The 19,598-nt window shown below is 70.9% G+C and carries 19 protein-coding genes and 3 tRNA genes; 15 read left to right on the forward strand and 7 right to left on the reverse strand.

Features of this window, described 5'->3' with window-relative positions; translation table 11 throughout:
• Positions 1 to 26 precede the first annotated feature (26 nt).
• Positions 27 to 593, forward strand: coding sequence for a TetR/AcrR family transcriptional regulator C-terminal domain-containing protein (locus FCL41_RS05305; RefSeq protein WP_137066433.1), 567 nt, complete (start codon positions 27 to 29; stop codon positions 591 to 593).
• A gap of 33 nt (positions 594 to 626) precedes the next feature.
• Here FCL41_RS05305 and FCL41_RS05310 read toward each other — a convergent pair whose 3' ends face one another.
• Genes FCL41_RS05310 through FCL41_RS05320 form a run of 3 tightly spaced genes read right to left on the reverse strand, consistent with a single transcriptional unit; the run spans position 627 to position 2,691 of the window.
• Positions 627 to 1,229 carry a pentapeptide repeat-containing protein gene (locus FCL41_RS05310; protein WP_137066435.1) on the reverse strand — a complete coding sequence of 201 codons (603 nt, stop codon included), beginning with the start codon at positions 1,227 to 1,229 and terminating at the stop codon, positions 627 to 629.
• A complete protein-coding gene (locus FCL41_RS05315) occupies positions 1,226 to 1,738 on the reverse strand; it encodes a 2'-5' RNA ligase family protein (protein WP_239021791.1) in 513 nt (170 codons plus the stop codon). Before FCL41_RS05315 ends, FCL41_RS05310 begins: the two co-directional genes overlap by 4 nt.
• 59 nt (positions 1,739 to 1,797) lie before the next feature.
• Entirely contained in the window at positions 1,798 to 2,691 is an 894-nt protein-coding gene (locus FCL41_RS05320; protein WP_239021792.1) for a 3-methyladenine DNA glycosylase, read from the reverse strand.
• 90 nt (positions 2,692 to 2,781) lie between these two features.
• Here FCL41_RS05320 and FCL41_RS05325 point away from each other — a divergent pair, with 90 nt between their 5' ends.
• From FCL41_RS05325 to FCL41_RS05360, 8 genes are all read left to right on the forward strand, one after another.
• The gene (locus FCL41_RS05325; protein WP_137066439.1) at positions 2,782 to 3,591 is read left to right on the forward strand and encodes a fumarylacetoacetate hydrolase family protein; all 810 of its coding nucleotides are present in this window, start codon (positions 2,782 to 2,784) and stop codon (positions 3,589 to 3,591) included.
• Positions 3,591 to 5,060: a glutamate--tRNA ligase gene (gene gltX / locus FCL41_RS05330; RefSeq protein WP_137066441.1), complete on the forward strand. Its 1,470-nt coding sequence runs from the start codon at positions 3,591 to 3,593 to the stop codon at positions 5,058 to 5,060. Before FCL41_RS05325 ends, gltX begins: the two co-directional genes overlap by 1 nt.
• A 3-nt stretch (positions 5,061 to 5,063) precedes the next feature.
• Positions 5,064 to 6,119: a CPBP family intramembrane glutamic endopeptidase gene (locus FCL41_RS05335; protein WP_137066443.1), complete on the forward strand. Its 1,056-nt coding sequence runs from the start codon at positions 5,064 to 5,066 to the stop codon at positions 6,117 to 6,119.
• Between the two features lie 7 nt (positions 6,120 to 6,126).
• A tRNA-Gln gene (locus FCL41_RS05340) sits at positions 6,127 to 6,198 on the forward strand.
• Between the two features lie 66 nt (positions 6,199 to 6,264).
• A tRNA-Glu gene (locus tag FCL41_RS05345) sits at positions 6,265 to 6,337 on the forward strand.
• A 215-nt stretch (positions 6,338 to 6,552) separates the two neighbouring features.
• Positions 6,553 to 6,625, forward strand: a tRNA-Glu gene (locus FCL41_RS05350).
• 118 nt (positions 6,626 to 6,743) lie between these two features.
• Positions 6,744 to 8,279: a DNA-3-methyladenine glycosylase 2 family protein gene (locus tag FCL41_RS05355; protein ID WP_137066444.1), complete on the forward strand. Its 1,536-nt coding sequence runs from the start codon at positions 6,744 to 6,746 to the stop codon at positions 8,277 to 8,279.
• A 13-nt stretch (positions 8,280 to 8,292) separates the two neighbouring features.
• On the forward strand, positions 8,293 to 8,781 hold the full coding sequence (locus FCL41_RS05360) for a methylated-DNA--[protein]-cysteine S-methyltransferase (protein ID WP_239021793.1): 489 nt from the start codon (positions 8,293 to 8,295) through the stop codon (positions 8,779 to 8,781).
• A gap of 66 nt (positions 8,782 to 8,847) precedes the next feature.
• Here the strand turns inward: FCL41_RS05360 and FCL41_RS05365 are convergent, their stop codons facing one another.
• On the reverse strand, positions 8,848 to 11,025 hold the full coding sequence (locus FCL41_RS05365; protein ID WP_137066448.1) for an ABC transporter permease: 2,178 nt from the start codon (positions 11,023 to 11,025) through the stop codon (positions 8,848 to 8,850).
• Positions 11,026 to 11,176: 151 nt separating this feature from the next.
• On the opposite strand from FCL41_RS05365, the gene FCL41_RS05370 reads away from it, so the two are divergent.
• On the forward strand, positions 11,177 to 11,803 hold the full coding sequence (locus FCL41_RS05370; protein ID WP_137066450.1) for a TetR/AcrR family transcriptional regulator: 627 nt from the start codon (positions 11,177 to 11,179) through the stop codon (positions 11,801 to 11,803).
• Between the two features lie 105 nt (positions 11,804 to 11,908).
• On the opposite strand, the gene FCL41_RS05375 is transcribed toward FCL41_RS05370, so the two are convergent.
• Positions 11,909 to 12,631, reverse strand: a complete 723-nt coding sequence (locus FCL41_RS05375) for an IclR family transcriptional regulator (RefSeq protein WP_110238898.1) — start codon at positions 12,629 to 12,631, stop codon at positions 11,909 to 11,911.
• Between the two features lie 91 nt (positions 12,632 to 12,722).
• Between FCL41_RS05375 and leuC the strand changes: the two genes are divergently transcribed.
• Together leuC and leuD are read left to right on the forward strand one after the other, a co-directional pair.
• Positions 12,723 to 14,135 (forward strand): 3-isopropylmalate dehydratase large subunit, encoded by a 1,413-nt coding sequence (gene leuC / locus FCL41_RS05380; RefSeq protein WP_137066452.1) that lies wholly within the window; start codon positions 12,723 to 12,725, stop codon positions 14,133 to 14,135.
• Between the two features lie 14 nt (positions 14,136 to 14,149).
• Entirely contained in the window at positions 14,150 to 14,737 is a 588-nt protein-coding gene (gene leuD, locus FCL41_RS05385) for a 3-isopropylmalate dehydratase small subunit (RefSeq protein WP_137066454.1), read from the forward strand.
• Positions 14,738 to 14,792: 55 nt separating this feature from the next.
• Here leuD and cofC read toward each other — a convergent pair whose 3' ends face one another.
• On the reverse strand, positions 14,793 to 15,413 hold the full coding sequence (gene cofC, locus FCL41_RS05390) for a 2-phospho-L-lactate guanylyltransferase (protein WP_137066456.1): 621 nt from the start codon (positions 15,411 to 15,413) through the stop codon (positions 14,793 to 14,795).
• 52 nt (positions 15,414 to 15,465) lie between these two features.
• On the opposite strand from cofC, the gene FCL41_RS05395 reads away from it, so the two are divergent.
• Together FCL41_RS05395 and FCL41_RS05400 are read left to right on the forward strand one after the other, a co-directional pair.
• On the forward strand, positions 15,466 to 16,272 hold the full coding sequence (locus FCL41_RS05395; RefSeq protein ID WP_137066458.1) for a lysophospholipid acyltransferase family protein: 807 nt from the start codon (positions 15,466 to 15,468) through the stop codon (positions 16,270 to 16,272).
• Positions 16,272 to 17,273, forward strand: a complete 1,002-nt coding sequence (locus FCL41_RS05400) for an NAD(P)H-dependent glycerol-3-phosphate dehydrogenase (RefSeq protein ID WP_137066460.1) — start codon at positions 16,272 to 16,274, stop codon at positions 17,271 to 17,273. The genes FCL41_RS05395 and FCL41_RS05400 overlap by 1 nt, the downstream gene beginning before the upstream one ends.
• Positions 17,274 to 17,321: 48 nt before the next feature.
• On the opposite strand, the gene FCL41_RS05405 is transcribed toward FCL41_RS05400, so the two are convergent.
• Complete coding sequence (locus tag FCL41_RS05405; protein WP_137066462.1) at positions 17,322 to 18,428, reverse strand: trans-sulfuration enzyme family protein; 1,107 nt, start codon at positions 18,426 to 18,428, stop codon at positions 17,322 to 17,324.
• A 33-nt stretch (positions 18,429 to 18,461) separates the two neighbouring features.
• On the opposite strand from FCL41_RS05405, the gene FCL41_RS05410 reads away from it, so the two are divergent.
• Positions 18,462 to 19,583 (forward strand): D-alanine--D-alanine ligase family protein, encoded by a 1,122-nt coding sequence (locus tag FCL41_RS05410; protein ID WP_137066464.1) that lies wholly within the window; start codon positions 18,462 to 18,464, stop codon positions 19,581 to 19,583.
• Positions 19,584 to 19,598 lie beyond the last annotated feature (15 nt).

Here is a 19,598-nt window from a genome sequence, read left to right on the forward strand (position 1 = left end):
TCTGCCCGGTCCGAATGGAGGCACCTGTGCGTCACCACCGCTCCGACGTCGTGGAGCACGCGATCGCCGTGCTCGACGCCTACGGCCTGGCCGACCTCACGATGCGGCGGCTGGCCTCCGAGCTCGACGTCCGCCCGAGTGCGCTCTACCACCACTTCGCCAACAAGCAGACGCTGCTGGCGGCGGTCGCCGACGAGCTGCTCGCGCGCGGCCTGCGCCCGGTGGACGAGGGGGAGTGGGACGTCAGGCTCACGCAGGCGGCGTCCCAGGTGCGGGACGCCCTGCTCGCCTGGCGCGACGGGGCCGAGCTGGTCGCGACCGTGCACGCGTTCGGGCTGGGAGGCCGAGCAGCGTACGACCACGTCGCCGAGGCGCTGGAGGGCTGCGGGCTGGACGAGCAGTGGCGCGCCACCGCCGCCCGGACCGTGCTCCACCTGGTCTTCGGTCACGCGACGGCCGAGCAGACCCACGTCCAGGCCAGCAGCGCCGGCGCCATCGACGGCGAGGTCGCCGCGGTCGACGACTTCTCCGACGGGCTCTCGCTCGTGGTGGCCGGGATCCGCGCCGAGGTCGACTCCCGACGGGCCTCCTAGGTCAGTACGAGGCTGGCTCAGGGCGAGGTTGGCTCAGTACGAGGCGTCGACCAGAGCTCCGTGCTGCTCGGCCAGCCGCACGGCTCCGGCCAGGTCGAACCTGGTCCGGTCGAGGCGGGCCTCACGCAGGTCGACGCCGTCGAGGGTGGCGCCGAGGAGGGTGGCGTCGCGCAGGTCGGTCTCCCGCACGGCAGCGTGGGTCAGGTCGCACCCACTGAGGTCGGCCTTGGCGAGGTTGCTCATCGACAGGTCGGCATCGCGCAGGTCCAGGCCGGAGAGTCGGACGCCGGCGAGGTTGGCGCCGCGCAGCACCACGCCTCGCCAGCTCCCGCCGACGATCTTCACCGGGCGCATGGTGCACTCGTCGAAGGTCGACCCGGCGACCTTGCAGCCCTCGAGGGTGGCGTCGAAGAAGTTGCACCGGCGGAAGCTGCACGCCACGAACGCCGTGGCGTCGTGGTGCGAGGCGTTGAAGCGGCACCCGTCGAAGACGCAGTTCTCGAACGAGGTGCCACGCGTGGTGACCTCGCTGAGGTCGACCCGGCTGAAGGTGCAGTCGACGAACCGCAGGCCCGAGAGGTCGTCCCCGTACCAGTCCTCGTCGCGGTAGGTCAGGCCCTTGGCCTCATCACTCATCGGGCCACCGTACCGAGCGGCCACCGGGCCACCAGACGGCAGGCGCCCGCCTCGTACCAGGCCAGGTCCAGCCACTCGGCGCGCGCGCTCACCGGCACCACGTCAGCCAGCAGCGTCGCGGTCGACTCCTGCGTGACGTCGCCGTGGGCCAGGTCGACGGTCAGGTGGGGCGTCGGCGCGAACTCGCCCCCGTAGGGAGGGAACTCGGGAAAGGCCTCCTGGAGCAACGCCGTGAGCCGGGCGAAGCCGTGGGGCGGCTCGGGGACCAGGTGGATGATGCCGGTGGGGAAGGTGTCGAGCCGGCCCAGCGTGTAGTCGAAGGGTTCGACGCTGCCGGCGATCGCTGCCACCGTCGCTGTGGTCCGAGCGTCCAGTGCCGTGACGAACGGACCGAGTGCCGTGACGTGGGCATGCGTGAAGTCCGGGTCGGAAGAGACGAAGTCGGTGTCGTAGAAGGCGGTGCGCCGCCGCACCCACGCCTCTAGGGGCGGCACCGGGACCTGCAGCACGCTGTGCCCAGGATGGTGTCCGGGAGGGGGCTTGGAATCGTGCCGCGCGTCGCGGCCCGTCACCGCGCAGCCACCGGCTCCACGACCTCCAGCAGGCGCTCCACCTCGGCCAGCAGCCGGGTGCGCAGGGGAGTGGAGCGCTCGGTGAAGTCGCGCTGAGCGGTGACGTACTCGGCCTTGCCCTCGGGCGTCTCGATGCGCACCGGCGTGAACTCCTCGTCGTCGAGCCACAGGCCGCTGAGGTCGTAGGGCGCGGCACGCATGTCGAGGATCCGGATGTCGCGGGCCAGCTCGAAGCAGTCCGCGACCAGGTCGGAGCCGACCATCGGGCTGAGCCGGAAGGCGTGCTTGTAGAGGTCCATCGACGCGTGCAGGCACCCCGGCTGCTCGAACTCCGCCCGGTCGTCCCGGCCAGGGCTGAGCTGGTTCAGCGGCTTCGCCGCGGGCGTGAAGAAGCGGTAGGCGTCGAAGTGCGAGCACGCGATGCGGTGGGAGTCGACCACCTCGTCGGTGGCCGCGCCGCCCAGTCGCAGCGGCCACGCCGAGTGGCGCGTGGCGTCCTGGTCGAGCTGGTAGACCATCGCCCACTCGTGGAGGCCGAAGCACCCGAAGTGGGGGGTACGGTCCAGCGTCGCGCGTAGCAGCCGCCGCAGCGTGGTGAGCAGCACGTGCTGGCTCTCGACGTACGACCTCGGCACGCGCGCGACACCGTCGACGACCTCGTAGCCCTTGAGTCCGGCGTAGGCCTCGGCCTGCCCGAGCGCGGTGCCGAACCCCGGGTGCCACCGCCGCAGCGCCCCCGGCTTGTGGGAGTAGTAGACGAAGAGGAAGTCGTGGACCGGATGCTTGGTCCGGTGCGTACGACGGGTCAGGTGCGCGTCGAGGAACGGGGCGAGGCGGGCCTCGTGCGCCGCGGCACGGGTCATCCAGTCATCAGGGGCCAGCACTTGCACGCCCCCACGGTAGCCGTGCCTCGCCGTGCCTCGCTGATCCCCGCTTCCACCGGGGCGGTGGGGGTGGCGCAGGACCGATAGGGTTGAGGCGTGCGCATTGCGAGGTTCACCACAGGCGAAGACCCCATGTACGGCATTCTCACGGGAGAGCTCGACCGGTTCGGGCAGCCCGACGAGGACGCCACGATCGTCGCCCTGGCAGGCGACCCCCTCTATCTCGGGGTGAAGGTCCTCGAGCAGGAGTACAAGCTCGCCGACGTGCGGCTGCTCGCGCCGGTGCTGCCGCGCAGCAAGGTGATCGGCATCGGCAAGAACTACGCCGCCCACGCGGCAGAGATGGGCGGCGACGTGCCGGCCGAGCCGTTGATGTTCCTCAAGCCCAACACCTCCGTGGTGGGGCCCGGTGACCGGATCTTCTACCCGCCGCAGTCCGAGGAGGTGCACTACGAGGGCGAGCTCGCCGTGGTCATCGGCCGCATGTGCCGTGACGTCCCCCGCGAGCAGGCCACCGACGTGATCCACGGCTACACGATCGCCAACGACGTCACCGCTCGCGACCTGCAGCGGGCCGACGGGCAGTTCACGCGGGCGAAGTCGTTCGACTCCTTCTGCCCCCTCGGGCCGTGGATCGAGACCGACCTCGACCCGCAGACCTTCATCGACGGTGTCACGGTCCAGACCCACCTCAACGGTGACCTGGTGCAGGACGGTTCGACCGCCGACATGGTCCACGACGTGCCGACCCTGATCAGCTACGTCTCCTCGGTGATGACGCTGCTGCCCGGCGACGTCATCCTCACCGGCACCCCTGAAGGTGTCGGCCCCATGCAGGTCGGTGACGAGATCGAGGTCTCGATCGCCGGTCTCGGAACCCTCACGAACAAGGTGGCACAGCGCTGATGAACTCCACGAACTCCACCCCGGTCCGCGTCCGCATGGCACCGAGCCCGACCGGCTCGCCCCACGTGGGCCTCGCCCGCACCGCCCTCTTCAACTGGGCCTTCGCCCGTCACCACGGTGGCACCTTCGTCTTCCGCATCGAGGACACCGACAAGGAGCGCAACACCGAGGAGTCCTACAACTCCCTGGTCGAGGTCATGCAGTGGCTCGGTCTCGACTGGGACGAGGGCGTCGTCGTCGGCGGTCCCTACGGCCCCTACAAGCAGTCGGAGCGCACCGACGTCTACGCCGACGTGCTGGCGAAGCTCCGCGACTCCTCCTACACCTACGACTGCTTCTGCACCACCGACGAGGTCGCCGCGCGCCGCATGCAGTCGGGCTCGAAGGTGATGGGCTACGACAACTTCTGCCGTGAGCTCACCAGTGAGCAGCGCGCCGCCTTCGAGGCCGAGCGCCGTCCCAGCGTGGTCCGCTTCCGGATGCCCGACGGCGAGGTCAAGTTCAACGACCTGGTCCGCGGCGAGATCAGCTTCCAGAGCGAGTTCGTGCCCGACTTCGCCCTGGCCCGCGCCAACGGCGACCCGCTCTACACGCTCACCGCCCCGGTCGACGACGCGACGATGAAGATCACGCACGTGCTGCGCGGAGAGGACCTGCTCTCCTCGACCCCGCGCCAGGTCGCGCTCTTCGAGGGCCTCAAGGCGATCGGCGTCGCCGACTTCACGCCTGAGTTCGGCCACCTCCCCTACGTGATGGGGGAGGGCAACAAGAAGCTCTCGAAGCGTGACCCCGAGGCCCACCTGCTGGCCTACCGTGACCAGGGCTTCGTGCCCGAGGGCCTGCTCAACTACCTCGCGCTGCTCGGCTGGTCCATCTCGGGCGACCGTGACGTCTTCACCCTCGCCGAGATGGTCGAGGCCTTCGACATCGCCGACGTGCAGCCCAACCCGGCCCGCTTCGACCTGAAGAAGGCCTCGGCGATCAACGCCGACCACATGCGGATGCTGAGCATCGAGGAGCTGACCCACCGGGTCATCCCCTTCCTCAAGTCCGCCGGCGTCGTCAGCGACCCGGTGAGCGACGCCGACGCCGAGATGCTCGAGCTCGCCATGCCCCTCGTCTCGGAACGGATGAACAAGCTCACCGAGGCGCCGGAGCTGCTCGGGTTCCTCTTCGTCGACGAAGCCGACTTCACCCTGGTCGACGCGATCACCGAGGCGGACAAGGAGGTCGTCCAGGCTTCGTACGACGCCCTCCAGGCCCTCGACACGTGGTCGACGGCCGACATCGAGGCGGCGCTGCGTGAGGCGCTCATCGACGGCCTCGGGCTCAAGCCGCGCAAGGCCTTCGGCCCCGTACGCATCGCGGTCAGCGGCCGCAAGATCTCCCCGCCGCTCTTCGAGTCGATCGAGCTGCTGGGGCGCGAGCGCACCTTCGCGCGCCTCCAGCACGCCCTCGCCGCAGGCTGAGTCGTGTCCGAAACCGGGGGAGTGACGTACGGCGTGCCCCACCAGCCCGCGCCCGTGCCGGCGCCGCAGTGGCCGGGCGCGGCGGTGGCCCTGGAGTACCAGCAGCTCCACCGGGCCCGGGGCGGCAGGGTCTGGCGCTCCGTCGTCGGCGCCGTGCTGCTCGCCGGGCTGGGCTTCGGGGTCATGCCGGTCCTGTGGACGTTCGTCTTCATGGCGGCAGGCGCCGCGGTGGGACGTGACCCCCAGGCACTCCTCGACGAGCTCCTCAACGTCACCAACATCACCCCGTGGGGCCTGGCCTACCTGGTGGCCACCCTGGCCTCGCTGATCCCGGTCACGTGGCTGGTGACCTTCGTGATGCACCGCCTGCGGCCGGGGTGGACCACCTCGGTCTTCGGGCGGATGCGCTGGAAGTACTTCGCCGTCTGCCTGGGCCTGTCGGTCGTCGCCCTCTTTGCCACCCTGGTGGTGGGGGCGCTGACCCCGCAGGACGCGCTGTCCACGGGCGAGTCGACCGGCCTGAACGAGTTCACCCGCACGTCGCTGGCCTACCTCGCCATCGTCGTCCTGGTGGTTCCCTTCCAGGCTGCGGGGGAGGAGTACTTCTTCCGGGGCTACCTCACCCAGGCGTGCGGCGGGCTCTTCAGCTCGCTGTGGGTCTCGCGCGTCGTGGCGGTCGTGGTGCCGGCGTTCCTCTTCGCGCTCGCGCACGGCGCGCAGGACCCGCCGATCTTCGTCGACCGCCTGGCCTTCGGCCTGGTGGCCGGCGTGCTCGTGATCGCCACCGGAGGGCTCGAGGCGGCCATCGCCATGCACGTCCTGAACAACGTCGTGGCCTTCGGCGTGGCCGTTCTCTTCGGCGACATGGCCGGCGCCCTCGACCCCCAGGCAGGCACGTGGTGGACGCTGCCGAGCACGCTCACGCAGTCCCTTCTCTACCTCGCGCTGGCCTGGTCGGTGGCCCGTCGGATGGGCCTCGCGAACTCGGTGTGGGGGGCCGTTTTGTCCCAGCCGAGAGGGCGCGTGTATGGTTCTTCAACGAAGGCGCCCAGCGCCTGAAACACCTTGGGATATGGTGTAATTGGCAACACAGCTGATTCTGGTTCAGTCGTTCTAGGTTCGAGTCCTAGTATCCCAGCGAAGTTCTGAGCACTGCTCGTGAACTTTGACGGAGGTCGAGTTTCGACTACGATCTCCAGCGCTTGCCCCGGTCGTCTAGCGGCCTAGGACGTCGCCCTCTCACGGCGGTAGCGTGGGTTCAAATCCCATCCGGGGTACAACGCCCGAAGGGCCCGGTCACCAGACCGGGCCCTTCGGCATTTCCGCCCTTCGCGACCTGCCTCTTCGACCGGCTCCGCGAGTGGCAGGCGGGTCCCGGAGACGCGTCGGGGGACGGGTGCCCCCGGTGCGGCGGTCGTCCGACGGGCTGGTAAAGTTCTCGTCGTTGCCCGGGCCTCGGCCAGGGTGACGAACAGTGCAACAAAGAGTGCAAGCCCCGGTCGTCTAGCGGCCTAGGACGTCGCCCTCTCACGGCGGTAGCGTGGGTTCAAATCCCATCCGGGGTACAGCATCCGAAGGGCCTGGTCATCAGACCGGGCCCTTTGGCGTTTCCTGGACCACTGTGCCCACTGCCGTGTCCGATTCCCGCGAGAGAGGTGCACGCGGGTGCGCCACACTGGAGGCATGGAGAGGACCCTGGCCCCACTGGACGCCGACGGCTGCTACCGCGCCGTCAGCAGCCGGGACCGACGCTTCGACGGCGTCTTCTTCACTGCCGTGCACACCACCGGGATCTACTGCCGGCCGTCGTGCCCCGCGCGTACGCCGCACGCCGACCACGTCACCTTCCACCGGACGGCCGCGGCGGCCCAGGCCAGCGGTTGCCGGGCCTGCAAGCGGTGCGCACCGGACGCGGCGCCGGGGTCCCCCGAGTGGGACCTGCTCGCTGACGTTGCCGGGCGGGCGATGCGCCTGATCGACGACGGAGTCGTCGACCGCGACGGCGTCTCAGGGCTGGCCGCGCGGCTGGGCTACACCCCGCGACACCTGGGACGGGTGCTCGTGGCCGAGCTGGGGGCTGGGCCGTTGGCGCTGGCCCGGGCTCGGCGGGCCCAGACGGCCCGCACCCTGATCGAGGAGAGCGACCTGCAGTTCGCCGCGATCGCGTTCGCCGCAGGGTTCTCGTCGGTGCGCCAGTTCAACGAGACAGTCCGCGAGGTCTATGCGGCCTCCCCGGGCGAGCTGCGCGCGTCGCGTCGACGGACCGTCCCTGTCGCCGGCCCGCCACCGGCTCCGGGACGGGTGGTGGTGCGGCTGCCGGTGCGCACCCCGTACGCGGGCGAGGCGTTGCTCGACTTCCTGGCGCAGCGGGCCGTCCCCGGGATCGAGGTGGTCCGTGGGGCGACGTACGCGCGGAGCCTCGCCCTGCCGCACGGACCCGCCACCGTCGAGGTGCGCCTGCCCCAGGAGGAGCGCGCGGGCCGGCTGGCCCATGCGGTGGCCTCGTTCGCGCTGACGGACCTGCGCGACCTGGGCGCTGCCACTGCGCGCGTACGCGGCCTCCTGGACGCCGACTGCGACCCGGTCGCGGTGGGGGAGGTGCTGGGGGCGGACCCGCTGCTCGCCGACGTCGTACGCCGGGTCCCCGGACTCCGGGTGCCCGGGCACGTCGACGGGTACGAGGCGGCCGTACGGGCCGTGCTGGGCCAGCAGGTGACGCTGGCCGGCGCCCGTCGTCTCACCCAGCAGCTCGTCGCGATGCTCGGTGAGCCCATCGCCTCGGAGGTCGAGGGACTGGACCGTCTGTTCCCGGCGCCCGACGCCCTCGCCTCGCTGCCGGACGGCGCGCTCGGGATGCCCGCTTCGCGCCACCGCGCCCTGAGGTCCGTCGCGCAGGCCGTGCTGCGCGGCGACGTGGTCCCGGACCGCGGCGCGGACCGGTCGTGCGTCCGTGAGTCGATGCTCGCGCTGGACGGGGTCGGTCCCTGGACGGCGGACTACGTCGCGATGCGAGCGCTCGGGGAGCCCGATGCGTTCCTGCCCGCCGACACCGGCACCAGGGCCGCTCTGGCACAGCTCGGCGAGGACCCCGCCCGAGCGGTGGAGATCGCCGAGCGCTGGCGGCCCTGGCGCTCGTACGCACAGATGTACCTGTGGCGAAGCCTGGCCGCTGGTCCCCACGCTGGCACACGTACTGGCACGACCGAGGGAGACGACTGACATGTGGACCGTGATGGAGAGCCCCGTCGGCGATCTGAGGATCGTCTCGGACGGCGAGGCGGTGACGGCCGCCTACTTCGCACCCTTCGAGCTGGCCAGGATCACCGCACCCCTGGGAGAGCGCGACGACACGCACCCGGTCCTCGTCGAGGCGGCGCGCCAGCTGCGCGCCTACTTCGCCGGCGAGCTGCGGGAGTTTGACCTTCCGTTGGCGCCCGGGGGGACCGCCTACCAGCAGCGGGTCTGGGAGGCGTTGCGGGCGATCCCGTACGGGGAGACCACCAGCTACGGCGAGATCGCAGCGCGACTCGGCCAGCCTGTCGGGGCCGCCCGGGCGGTCGGACTGGCCAACGGCCGCAATCCCATCGCCCTGATCGTGCCGTGCCATCGGGTGATCGGGGCCAACGGCACCCTCACCGGGTACGCCGGCGGGCTGGAGCGCAAGCAGGTCCTGCTGGACCTCGAGCGAGGCACGGACGGCGGGTCCGAGCGGCTCTTCTGACGGCACCGAGCACTCAGGCCCGGCACCACGAGGGGTGCCGGGCCTGAGTGAGGGGAAAGCGGGCCGTCAGCGAGCGGCGCCCGCCAGCTCTTCCTCGTCCGAACCCTCGGCGGCCGGTACGGTCTCGGCGTCACCGTCCGACTTCGAGCCGCGCTCCGGCATGACCTTCGGACCCATCGGGGCAGGCTCCGGTGCGCCCTTGCGGTTGACGTAGGGGTCGACCACGAAGAAGTTCAGCAGCAGACCCGCGATGCCCCAGATGCCGATGACCAGCAGGTTCTGGCCCACCCCGACGCCGTCGAAGTAGGTGACCGAGCGGGCGAAGTCGACAGCGGCCGGCAGAGGCAGCACGTCCGCGGCGAAGCGGAAGGCCTCCGGAACCATCCAGATCGAGAGGCCACCACCGGAGGCAGGCACGCCGGCCAGCATGATCAGCACCATCACGGGGATCAGCGTGCCGAGGCCGAACATGCGGACCAGGACCGAGCTGGCCCACGAGACGCAGAAGATCGTGAACGCTGCGGCGCCCAGGAACGTGAGCACGTGACCGTTGACGGCGCCGATGAGGACGTCGAACAGGAACCACAGCCAGATCGACATGCCCACGGCCCAGCCGGCGTACATCGGCAGCAGCGTGCGGGTGCGGCGGATCTCGGAGGCGCCGCCACGGAAGACGGCCGCGATCAGGAAGCCGGCCATGATCCACGCCATGCCGACGTAGAGGCTGTTGGAGCCGCCGAGGTCGTCCTCGGTCAGGGGCGCGATGTCGCGCGTCTCGAGCGGGCCGAAGCCCTGCTCGAGGCCGGCCGCGGCGATGGGGGTGAAGATCTGGGTCGCGGCGTTCTGCTGGGCAGCGCCGGCTCCACCGGCGGTGACGAGCTCGGGGGAGGTGCCCGGGGCCAGTGCGAGCACGTAGGCGCCGACGACCTCCTGGGACTCGATCATCTCCTCGGCCTCGTCGAGGTCGGTGACGGCCTTGAGGTCCACGTAGTCGCCGAGCTGCTCGCCGACTCCGGCGATGAAGGGAGCGGTGGCTGCCTCGGGGCCGACGACGGCGATGGGCATGTCGCTCATCGAGGCCTTGGCCATTCCGAAGCTCATCAGGGTGACGACGGTGACGACGATCGCGGCCGGGAAGGCGGCGACGGCGAAGAGGCGGCGGCGGTAGGGCGCGACCGGGCCGCCGGCCAGCGCCGAGAGGGGCGCGTCGGGTGCCTGGTGGAGCGGCGCCGCCATGATCGCTGCGCCCTGACGCTTCTCCAGGAGTGCCGCGAGGAGGATGCTGACCACGAGGCCGACGGCCAGCACGGCGACGTGCGGCCAGGCGTCCGCAGCGTCGAAGTAGATCGCCGAGCGCAGGGCTTGGCCGGCCTGACCGAGCGGGAGGACGTGGTGGAGAGCCTGGAAGAAGCCGGGCATCGACTCGAGCGACATCGCGAGACCGGACGCGGGAACGCCGAAGACGACCAGGAGCAGCATGCCGAGCAGCACCTGGAGCGGGCCGAGCAGGCGCGTGAAGACGTGCATCGAGTTGGCCACGGCCGCGATGGTGAGCGTGCCGACGCCGAGGAACAGGGGGTAGTGCCCGTCGACCGCGCCCATCACGGGCCCCAGGACCGTCCAGATCGCGGTGCTCATCAGCGCACCCCAGCCGATCGAGAGCGGCACGAAGACGCGCGACCTCAGCAGGTTGGGGGTGCCGTTGATCATGCCTGACAGCGGCACGTAGCCGGCGAGCATGAAGCCCATGGCGGCGAAGAGGACCATGGTGCCGGTCCCGTCGCCCTCCGGGAGCGGTGCGACGTCCTCGGTGCCGACCACCGTGACACCGGCGCCCGCAAGGGCGGGCAGCAGGGTGTTCTGGGTGGTGCTCGCACGTGACGGGCCGCCCGCCATCGCGGTCTGCACGGTGGCGCCCTCGTCGGTGAGCAGCACGGCGCCCGCAGCCTCGCGGGTGGCAACGGCTTCGGTGCCCTCGGCCACGTCGACGACCTCGATCGTGACGGTGTCGCCCAGAGACTTCTCGAGGGCGGCCGCGGTCTGGTCTGCGCCCACACCGGCCACGACCACGGGCAGGTCCCGCGGCTGCGGAGCGTGCATGGTGCCCATGTAGGTGGCGTACATCATCGTGACCATCAGGAAGGCCATGACGAAGAGCGCGACGATCCGGCCCGTGCGCTCCTTCGGGGTCTCCGGAGGCGGCGGTGGGTACTTGGCGGTGTCGATGGGGGTGGGGCTGCCCACGGATTCTCCCTTGCGTACGCACGACACCTGGCAGGCTGCCGGCGTCGAGGGTGGTCGGCCTCGGGTGCGAGGCTCTCCTCAATATAAGTCAGGTGGCGTAATACGCACGGCTTGCGTACCGTGACGGTCGCCACCATCGAAGGAGATCGCCGTGCCCCGAGTCGACGCCAGTGACGACGTGCTCGACGCGGCCGAGCGACTCTTCGCCGAGCACGGCATCGCCACGGTCTCCGACCGCAAGATCGCCGACGCCGCCGGCAACACCAACCACTCGGCCGTGCGTTACTACTTCGGCGGTCGACCGGGCCTGCTCAGCGCCCTCGTGGAGCGGCACCATGCGCAGGTCCAGCCCGTACGCCGCGCGATGCAGGCCGAGTCGACCTCCCTCGCCGACGACGTACGCGCGATGGTGCTGCCGCAGGTGTACACGTTCCGCGACCTGGGGGCGCCCAGCTGGAGGGCGCGCTTCCTGGCCAACGCCTACGTCGACCCGCAGGGCCGGGAGGTCATCCGCCGCCTCGGGCACGACCCCGTCACCGGGGGCACCGTCTTCGACGCGGTGCGTACGCGTCTCGCCGACCTCGACCAGCGGATCGTCACGCGAAGGGCCGAGATGATGGGCTACATGGTCGTGAGCGCCTGCGCCCGGCTGGAGGAGCGTGAGGCGCACAGCGAGCAGGTCTCGTGGGAGGTCGCGGGGTGGTTCCTCTGCGACGCGATCGCCGGCATGCTGCAGGCCCCGGTCTCGGCGCCCCCTGCGGGGTGGCCGGTCGACTGACCGGCCCGACGTCCGGCACCGGCAGCGAGGACGCGACAGGGCCGGACGCGTCGCGTCCGGCCCTGTGCTGGTGCTGACCCCAGTCAGCCGCTGCGCGACGCTCGGTCAGTCAGCCGCTGCGCGCCGCAGGGACTCGCTGAGCCTTTCGGCGGCGGCCAGGACGGCAGGGGCGTGCATGCGCCCGGGCTGGCGCGAGAGGCGCTCCAGGGGGCCGGAGACGGAGACGGCGGCGATGATCTTGCCGCCGGGAGAGCGGACCGGAGCAGAGACCGACGCGACGCCCTGCTCGCGCTCGCCCACGCTCTGCGCCCACCCGCGACGACGGATGCCGGAGAGGGCGGTCGCGGAGAAGGCGGCGTTCTGCAGGCCGCGGTGCATCCGCTCCGGGTCCTCCCAGGCCAGCAGGACCTGGGCGGCCGAACCGGCGCGCATGGTCAGCTGCGAGCCGACCGGGATGGTGTCGCGCAGGCCGCTGGGGCGCTCCGCGGCGGCGACGCAGACGCGGTGCTCTCCCTGGCGTCGCCACAGCTGGGCGGACTCGCCGGTGATGTCGCGCAGGCGGGCCAGCACCGGGCCGGCTGCCGCCAGCAGCCGGTCCTCGCCTGCTGCGGCCGAGAGCTCGGCCAGGCGGGGGCCGAGGACGAAACGCCCCTGCATGTCACGGGCCACCAGCCGGTGGTGCTCGAGAGCGACCGCGAGGCGGTGAGCCGTGGGTCGCGCCAGTCCGGTGCCAGCGACCAGCCCTGCAAGGGTGGCCGGGCCTGCCTCGAGTGCGGCCAGCACCAAGGCGGCTTTGTCGAGCACTCCGACTCCGCTAGAGTTGTCCATATGGCAATACTGCCGTCTCATTCCGTGGGATGCAAGGGCTAGAATGACAAATCGGCCCAGACCGGGCTGATTGTGACGAGAGGAGCAGGTCGTGGGCAAGACCCTGGCCGAGAAGGTGTGGGACGAGCACGTCGTCCGGAGTGCTGACGGAGAACCCGACCTCCTGTACATCGATCTCCACCTCATCCACGAGGTGACCAGCCCGCAGGCCTTCGACGGTCTGCGGATCGCCGGCCGCACGGTTCGCCGCCCGGACCTGACGCTCGCCACCGAGGACCACAACGTCCCCACGCTCAACTGGGACAAGCCGATCAAGGACCCGGTCTCCCGGGCCCAGATCCAGGCGCTGCGCACCAACTGCGAGGAGTTCGGCATCCGCCTGCACCCGCTCGGTGACATCGAGCAGGGCATCGTCCACGTCGTCGGTCCGCAGCTGGGCCTGACCCAGCCCGGCATGACGATCGTCTGCGGCGACTCGCACACCGCCACGCACGGTGCCTTCGGTGCGATCGCGCACGGCATCGGCACCTCCGAGGTCGAGCACGTGCTCGCCACCCAGACCCTCTCCTCGATCAAGCCGAAGACCTGCGCGGTCACGGTCAACGGCGAGCTCCGCGAGGGCGTCACCGCCAAGGACCTGATCCTCTACCTGATCACCCAGGTGGGCACGGGCGCCGGCATGGGCTACATCGTCGAGTACCGCGGCGAGGCCATCCGCAAGCTCTCGATGGAAGGCCGCATGACGGTCTGCAACATGTCCATCGAGTGGGGCGCGAAGGCCGGCATGATCGCTCCCGACGAGACCACCTTCGCCTACCTCGAGGGCAAGCCCGAGGCCCCCAAGGGTGCCGAGTGGGACGCCGCTGTCGAGCACTGGAAGACGTACTACACCGACGAGGACGCGGTCTTCGACAAGGAGATCGTCATCGACGCCTCCGAGGTCACGCCGTGGGTCACCTGGGGCACCAATCCCGGCCAGGGTGCGCCCCTGGGCGGAAGCGTCCCGGTCCCGGCCGAGTTCGACGACAAGATCGAGCGCACCGCCGCCGAGAACGCGCTGGCCTACATGGGTCTGGAGGGTGGCACCCCGCTCAAGGAGGTCGCCGTCGACCACGTCTTCATCGGCTCCTGCACCAACGGTCGTCTCGACGACCTGCGCGCCGCGGCCGAGGTGCTGAAGGGCCACAAGGTCTCCGACAGCGTCAAGATGATCGTCGTGCCGGGCTCCGCCCGCGTGCGCCTCGAGGCCGAGGCCGAGGGTCTGGACAAGGTCTTCCTCGACGCCGGTGCCGAGTGGCGTGGTGCCGGGTGCTCGATGTGCCTCGGCATGAACGACGACAAGCTGGACGGTCCGCACCGCACCGCCTCGACGTCGAACCGCAACTTCGAGGGCCGCCAGGGCACGGGCGTACGCACGCACCTGGTCTCCGTCCCGGTCGCCGCCGCGACCGCGATCCGCGGCACCCTGTCCTCCCCCGCCGACCTCGTGTCGGTCACGGCCTGAAGGAGCCCCTGAACATGGACAAGTTCACCACCCACACCGGTGTGGCCGCGCCGCTGCGCCGCAGTGACGTCGACACCGACATGATCATCCCGGGCGACTTCCTCAAGCGGATCACGCGCACCGGCTTCGAGGACGGCCTCTTCTACGGCCTCTTCAAGGACCCGGAGTTCGTGCTCGCCCAGGAGCCCTACACCCGCTCCACGGTCCTCGTGGCCGGCCCCAACTTCGGCACGGGGTCGTCGCGTGAGCACGCTGTCTGGGCGCTGCAGGACTTCGGCTTCAAGGTCATCATCTCGCCCCGCTTCGGTGACATCTTCCGCTCGAACTCGGGCAAGTCCGGGCTCCTGACCGTCCAGGTCGAGGAGGCCAAGGTCGTCGAGCTGTGGGACCTCCTCGACGCCCACGTCGGCCTCGAGGTGACCGTCGACCTGGAGGCTCGTGAGATCCGCGCCGGCGAGTGGTCGGCGCCGTTCCAGATCGACGACTACACCCGCTGGCGCTTCCTCGAAGGCCTCGACGACATCGGCATCACGCTCAGCCACGACGACGCGATCAAGGCCCACGAGGCCGCGCGCCCGTCGTGGAAGCCTGCGACCCTCTGACGCAGTCCTCACCGACGCCGGTCCTCCCGCACAGGGAGGGCCGGCGTTCGTGCGTTCAGCCGCGTCCGGTCGCCCGCGCGGTGTGGGGGCCGGTGCCGAGCAGCAACGCGCGCCCGAGGTCGGCGGGGGAGTCCACGTCCTGGCGCAGGGGAGCCGCAGCCGCGACCTCGACCGCTCCGGCTGCGAGGTGGGCCGCGCGCGAACCCGGGCCGAAGCGGGGCCAGAACTCCTCGTACGCCGCGGTGAAGAGCGTGGTGCCGGACCCGGCCGTGTCGGCCACCATCGCCACCTGTGCTGAGCGCGCCTGCTCCAGCGCCGCGTCGAGGACCTGCGGCGTGAGCGCAGGCAGGTCGGCGCACAGGGCGGCAGGACGGGTGCCGGGCCACTGGCGTACGGCCTCTGCCGCCGCGAGCCGCAAGGTCTGGTTGAGGTCGTCGGAGACCCCGTCGGGGACCACGGCGCAACCCACCCCGGCCAGCGTCGAGGCCAACCGGTGGTCGTCGGTGACGACCAGCACGGCGCGGACCCGGCTCGCCGCCAGGGCAGCGGTGACGGTGTCGAGCACGAAAGCCTCAGCCAGCGCACGGCGTTGCTCGTCACCGAGTCCGGACAGGCGGGACTTGGCTACGGCGAGCCGCTTCACCGGGACGAGGACCACGAAATCTTGGGCAGACATCGAGGTCGATCCTGCCAGCCCGTGAAGGTCCGGACCGAGTAGCCTCTGCTCCGTGGCTGAGAAGGGGTGGGCAGATGGCGCGCGCCGTCGGCGAGCCACTCAGCGCCCGGGGTGGGGATTCACCCTCGGAACAGCCCTCCTGCTTCCGCCGGTGCGGGCGCTCAGCCGCCGTGAGTGGATCGGCGTGGAGCGGATCCCGGAGGCCGGTGGCTGCATCGTGGTCCTCAACCACGTCTCCTACCTCGACCCCGTGATGACGGGCGACCTGCTGTGGTCACGTGGCCGACTGCCGCGCTACCTCGCGAAGAGCGCGCTCTTCACCACGCCCGTCGTCGGCGCCGTCCTGCGCAGCGCGCGCCAGATCCCGGTGGAGCGGCTCACGCCCCACGCAGTGGGCGCCTACGCCGCGGCGGTCGAGGCCGTCAACGCCGGCGAGCTGCTGGCCGTCTACCCCGAAGGCACCTTGACCCGCGACCCTGACCTGTGGCCGATGCGCGGCAAGTCCGGCGCGGCCCGGATCGCCCTGGCCACCGGGGCTCCGGTCATCCCCGTCGGCCACTGGGGCTCCCACGACACCCTGGCGCCCTACTCGCTGGTGCCGCGGCTGTGGCCCCGCGGGAAGGTCACCATGAAGGTCGGGGAGCCCGTCGACCTCTCCGACCTGCTCGGGCGTGAACCCACCCCCGAGGTCATCGACCAGACCACTGACCGGATCATGGCTGCTGTCGTGGCCATCGTGGAGGAGCTGCGGCAGGCTGAGGCGCCCCCCGAGCGCTTCGACCCGCAGGCAGCAGGTGTCACGGAGATCGGGAAGCCCATGAAGAAGAAGCGCACACGCAGGAAGAAGGACGGAGCCTGATGAGCAAGGTGGCAGTGATCGGTGCCGGATCCTGGGGGACGGCGTTCGCCATCGTGCTGGCTGACGCAGGCAACGAGGTGACCCTGTGGGCGCGCCGTGCCGAGCTGGCCGACGCGGTCAACTCGACGCACGAGAACCCGGACTACCTGCCGGGCACGCCGCTGCCCGGCAACATCCGCGCCACCAGCGACATCGCCGCGGCGCTCGAGGGCGCCGAGGTGGTGGTCTTCGCGACCCCGTCGCAGACCTTCCGCGACAACCTCGCGCAGTGGGCGCCGCACGTGCCCGAGAAGGCCGTCATGGTCAGCCTGATGAAGGGCGTCGAGCTCGGCACCCTCAAGCGGATGAGCGAGGTGATCGCCGAGGTCACCGGTGCTGGTCCCGAGCGGATCGCGGTGATCTCCGGGCCCAACCTGGCCAAGGAGATCGCCCGTCGCGAGCCTGCCGCCTCCGTGGTCGCGTGCGCCGACGAGACCGTCGCCAAGTGGCTGCAGGACATGTGCCACGGCCCGGCCTTCCGGCCCTACACCTCGACCGACGTCGTCGGCTGCGAGCTCGGGGGTGCCTACAAGAACGTCGTCGGCCTGGCCGTCGGCATGGCGGTCGGCCTCGGGTTCGGCGACAACACCACGGCGTCGGTGATCACCCGTGGCCTCGCCGAGACGGCCCGCCTGGCCTCTGCGCTGGGAGCCAACCCGCTCACCCTGATGGGGCTGGCCGGCCTCGGTGACCTCGTCGCCACCTGTTCCTCCCCGCTCTCGCGCAACCGTAGCTTCGGCGAGAAGCTCGGCCAGGGCATGACCACCGAGGAGATCTACGCCTCCACCCGTCAGGTCGCCGAGGGGGCCAAGTCCTGCTCGTCGCTGCGCGCCCTGGCCGAGGCCAACGGCGTCGACGCCCCGATCGCGACCGCGGTCGACCTGGTGGTCGCCGGCAAGATCACTGCGCGGGAGATGATGCAGGCCTTCATCGCCCGCGACACCAAGGCCGAGACCGACTGACTCCCGCCGCCCCGTCAGGGGGCGGGCTCAGGAGGCGGAGAACAGGCGTCAGAGGACCAGGTCGTCCAGGGCCTTGACCAGGTCGTCCCACAGGTCCTCGACGTCCTCGATGCCCACGGACATCCGGACCAGGCCGTCGGGGATGGTGGCCGGCTCCGTCTTCCAGCGGCGGCGACGCTCGAACGACGACTCCACCCCGCCGAGCGAGGTGGCGTGCACCCAGAGCTTCGTCTTGCGGGTGAGCAGGTCGGCGGCCAGGGCGCCCTCGGCGAGGACCACCGAGATGATCGCGCCGAAGCCGGGGTAGCGGACCTCGCTGATTGCCGGGTGCTCGGACAGGCGCCGGACCAGCTCGGCGGCGTTCGCCTGGGAGCGCTCGACCCGCAGGCCCAACGTACGCAGACCGCGCAGCGTCAACCACGCCTCGAAGGCACCGGGCACGGCACCGATCAGGTCGCGGCGACCCTTGAGCACGGAGAAGAGCTCGTCGTCGCGGGTGACCAGGGCTCCCATGAGCACGTCGCTGTGGCCGGCGAGGTACTTCGTCGCCGAGTGCACGACGATGTCGACCTCGTCCTCGAGCGGACGCTGCAGCAGCGGCGTGGCGAAGGTGTTGTCGACGACCACGTAGGCGCCGGCCTCGTGGGCGGCGGCACGGATCGTCGCGATGTCGGCGACCTCGAGCGCAGGGTTGGTCGGTGACTCCAGCCAGACGAGCACCGCGCCCTCGCACGCCGCGATGACCGCGGCGGTGTCGGTGATGTCGACCAGCTCGCAGACCAGGCGCCCGCGCGACTCCAGGTCGGCGAGCTGCATGACGGTCCCGTTGTACGCGTGGCGCGGCGCGACGACCTTGCCGCCGGTGCCGACCAGGTCCAGGACGCAGGCCACGGCCGCCAGGCCGGAGGAGAAGGTCAGGCACCGCCCGCCCTCGAGCCCGCCGATCGCCTCCTCCAGGGCGGTCCACGTCGGGTTGCCGTACCGGCCGTACTCGACCTCGCCGCCGGCCACGTAGGTCGACGCCATCGTGATCGGCGTGTTGAGGGGGGCGTCGGGCTCCTTCGCGGGCCGCCCCAGGGTCACGGCGAGGGTGTGCGGGCGCAGCGAGGAGCCGGAGGTGCCGGGAGTGGGGTCCGAGGGGATGTCAGATGCCATGCACCAGAGCGTAGGCCGATAGGGTCTGGGGCGATGAATGCCCCTGAGAGCCCCAAGCCCCGCGTCGCCGTCGTCTTCGGCGGACGCTCCTCCGAGCACGCCATCTCCTGCGTGACGGCAGGCGCGGTGATGGACGCGATCGACCGCGAGAAGTACGACGTCGTCCCGATCGGGATCGCTCGTGACGGTCGTTGGGTGTTGGAGCCCGACGAGACCGCGCGCCTGCGGCTGCAGGGTGACACTCTTCCTGAGGTGGACGGTGACCGTACCGGCGTCGCGCTGCTGCGTCAGGAGAGGCACACCGAGCTGGTCGTCAGCGAGGCCTCCCAGCCGCACGCCCCGCTGGGCGAGATCGACGTCGTGTTCCCGGTGCTGCACGGCCCGTGGGGCGAGGACGGCACCATCCAGGGCATGCTCGAGATGGCCGGGGTGCGCTACGTCGGGGCCGGCGTCCTGGCCTCGGCGGTCAGCATGGACAAGGCCTACATGAAGGTCGTCCTGGAAGGGGCCGGCATCCCGGTGATGCCCGGCGTCGTCATCACCGCCCGCCGCTGGGCGCGCGAGCCCGAGGTGTGCCGAGCCGAGATCGAGGCCCTGGGCTACCCGCTCTTCGTCAAGCCGGCCCGCGGCGGCTCCAGCATCGGCATCTCCAAGGTGCACGACGCCTCCGAGCTCGACGCCGCGATCGCCCTCGCCCAGGCCGAGGACCCCAAGATCCTCGTCGAGGTGGGTGCCGTGGGCGCGCGGGAGGTCGAGTGCGGCGTGCTCGAGTCACCTGACGGTGAGATCCTCACCTCGCAGCCGGCCGAGATCCGCATCGGCGGCGACCACGAGTGGTACGACTTCGAGGCGAAGTACCTGCCCGCCGAGCACACCGAGCTCGACATCCCCGCCGTGCTGCCCGACGAGGTCGCGGCGCAGATGCGTGAACTGGCTGCCCGGGTCTTCGAGGCGGTCTCCGGCGAGGGCTTGGCGCGGGTCGACTTCTTCGTCATGCCGGACCACTCGCTGGTGGTCAACGAGCTCAACACGATGCCCGGCTTCACGCCGACCTCGATGTATCCGCAGATGTGGGCGGCCGCCGGCATCTCCTACTCCGAGCTCGTCGACCGGCTGATCCAGCTCGCGCTGCAGCGCGACACCGGCCTGCGCTGAGCGCGACGAGCCCGG

The organism is Nocardioides jishulii (assembly GCF_006007965.1).
GTDB lineage: Bacteria > Actinomycetota > Actinomycetes > Propionibacteriales > Nocardioidaceae > Nocardioides > Nocardioides jishulii.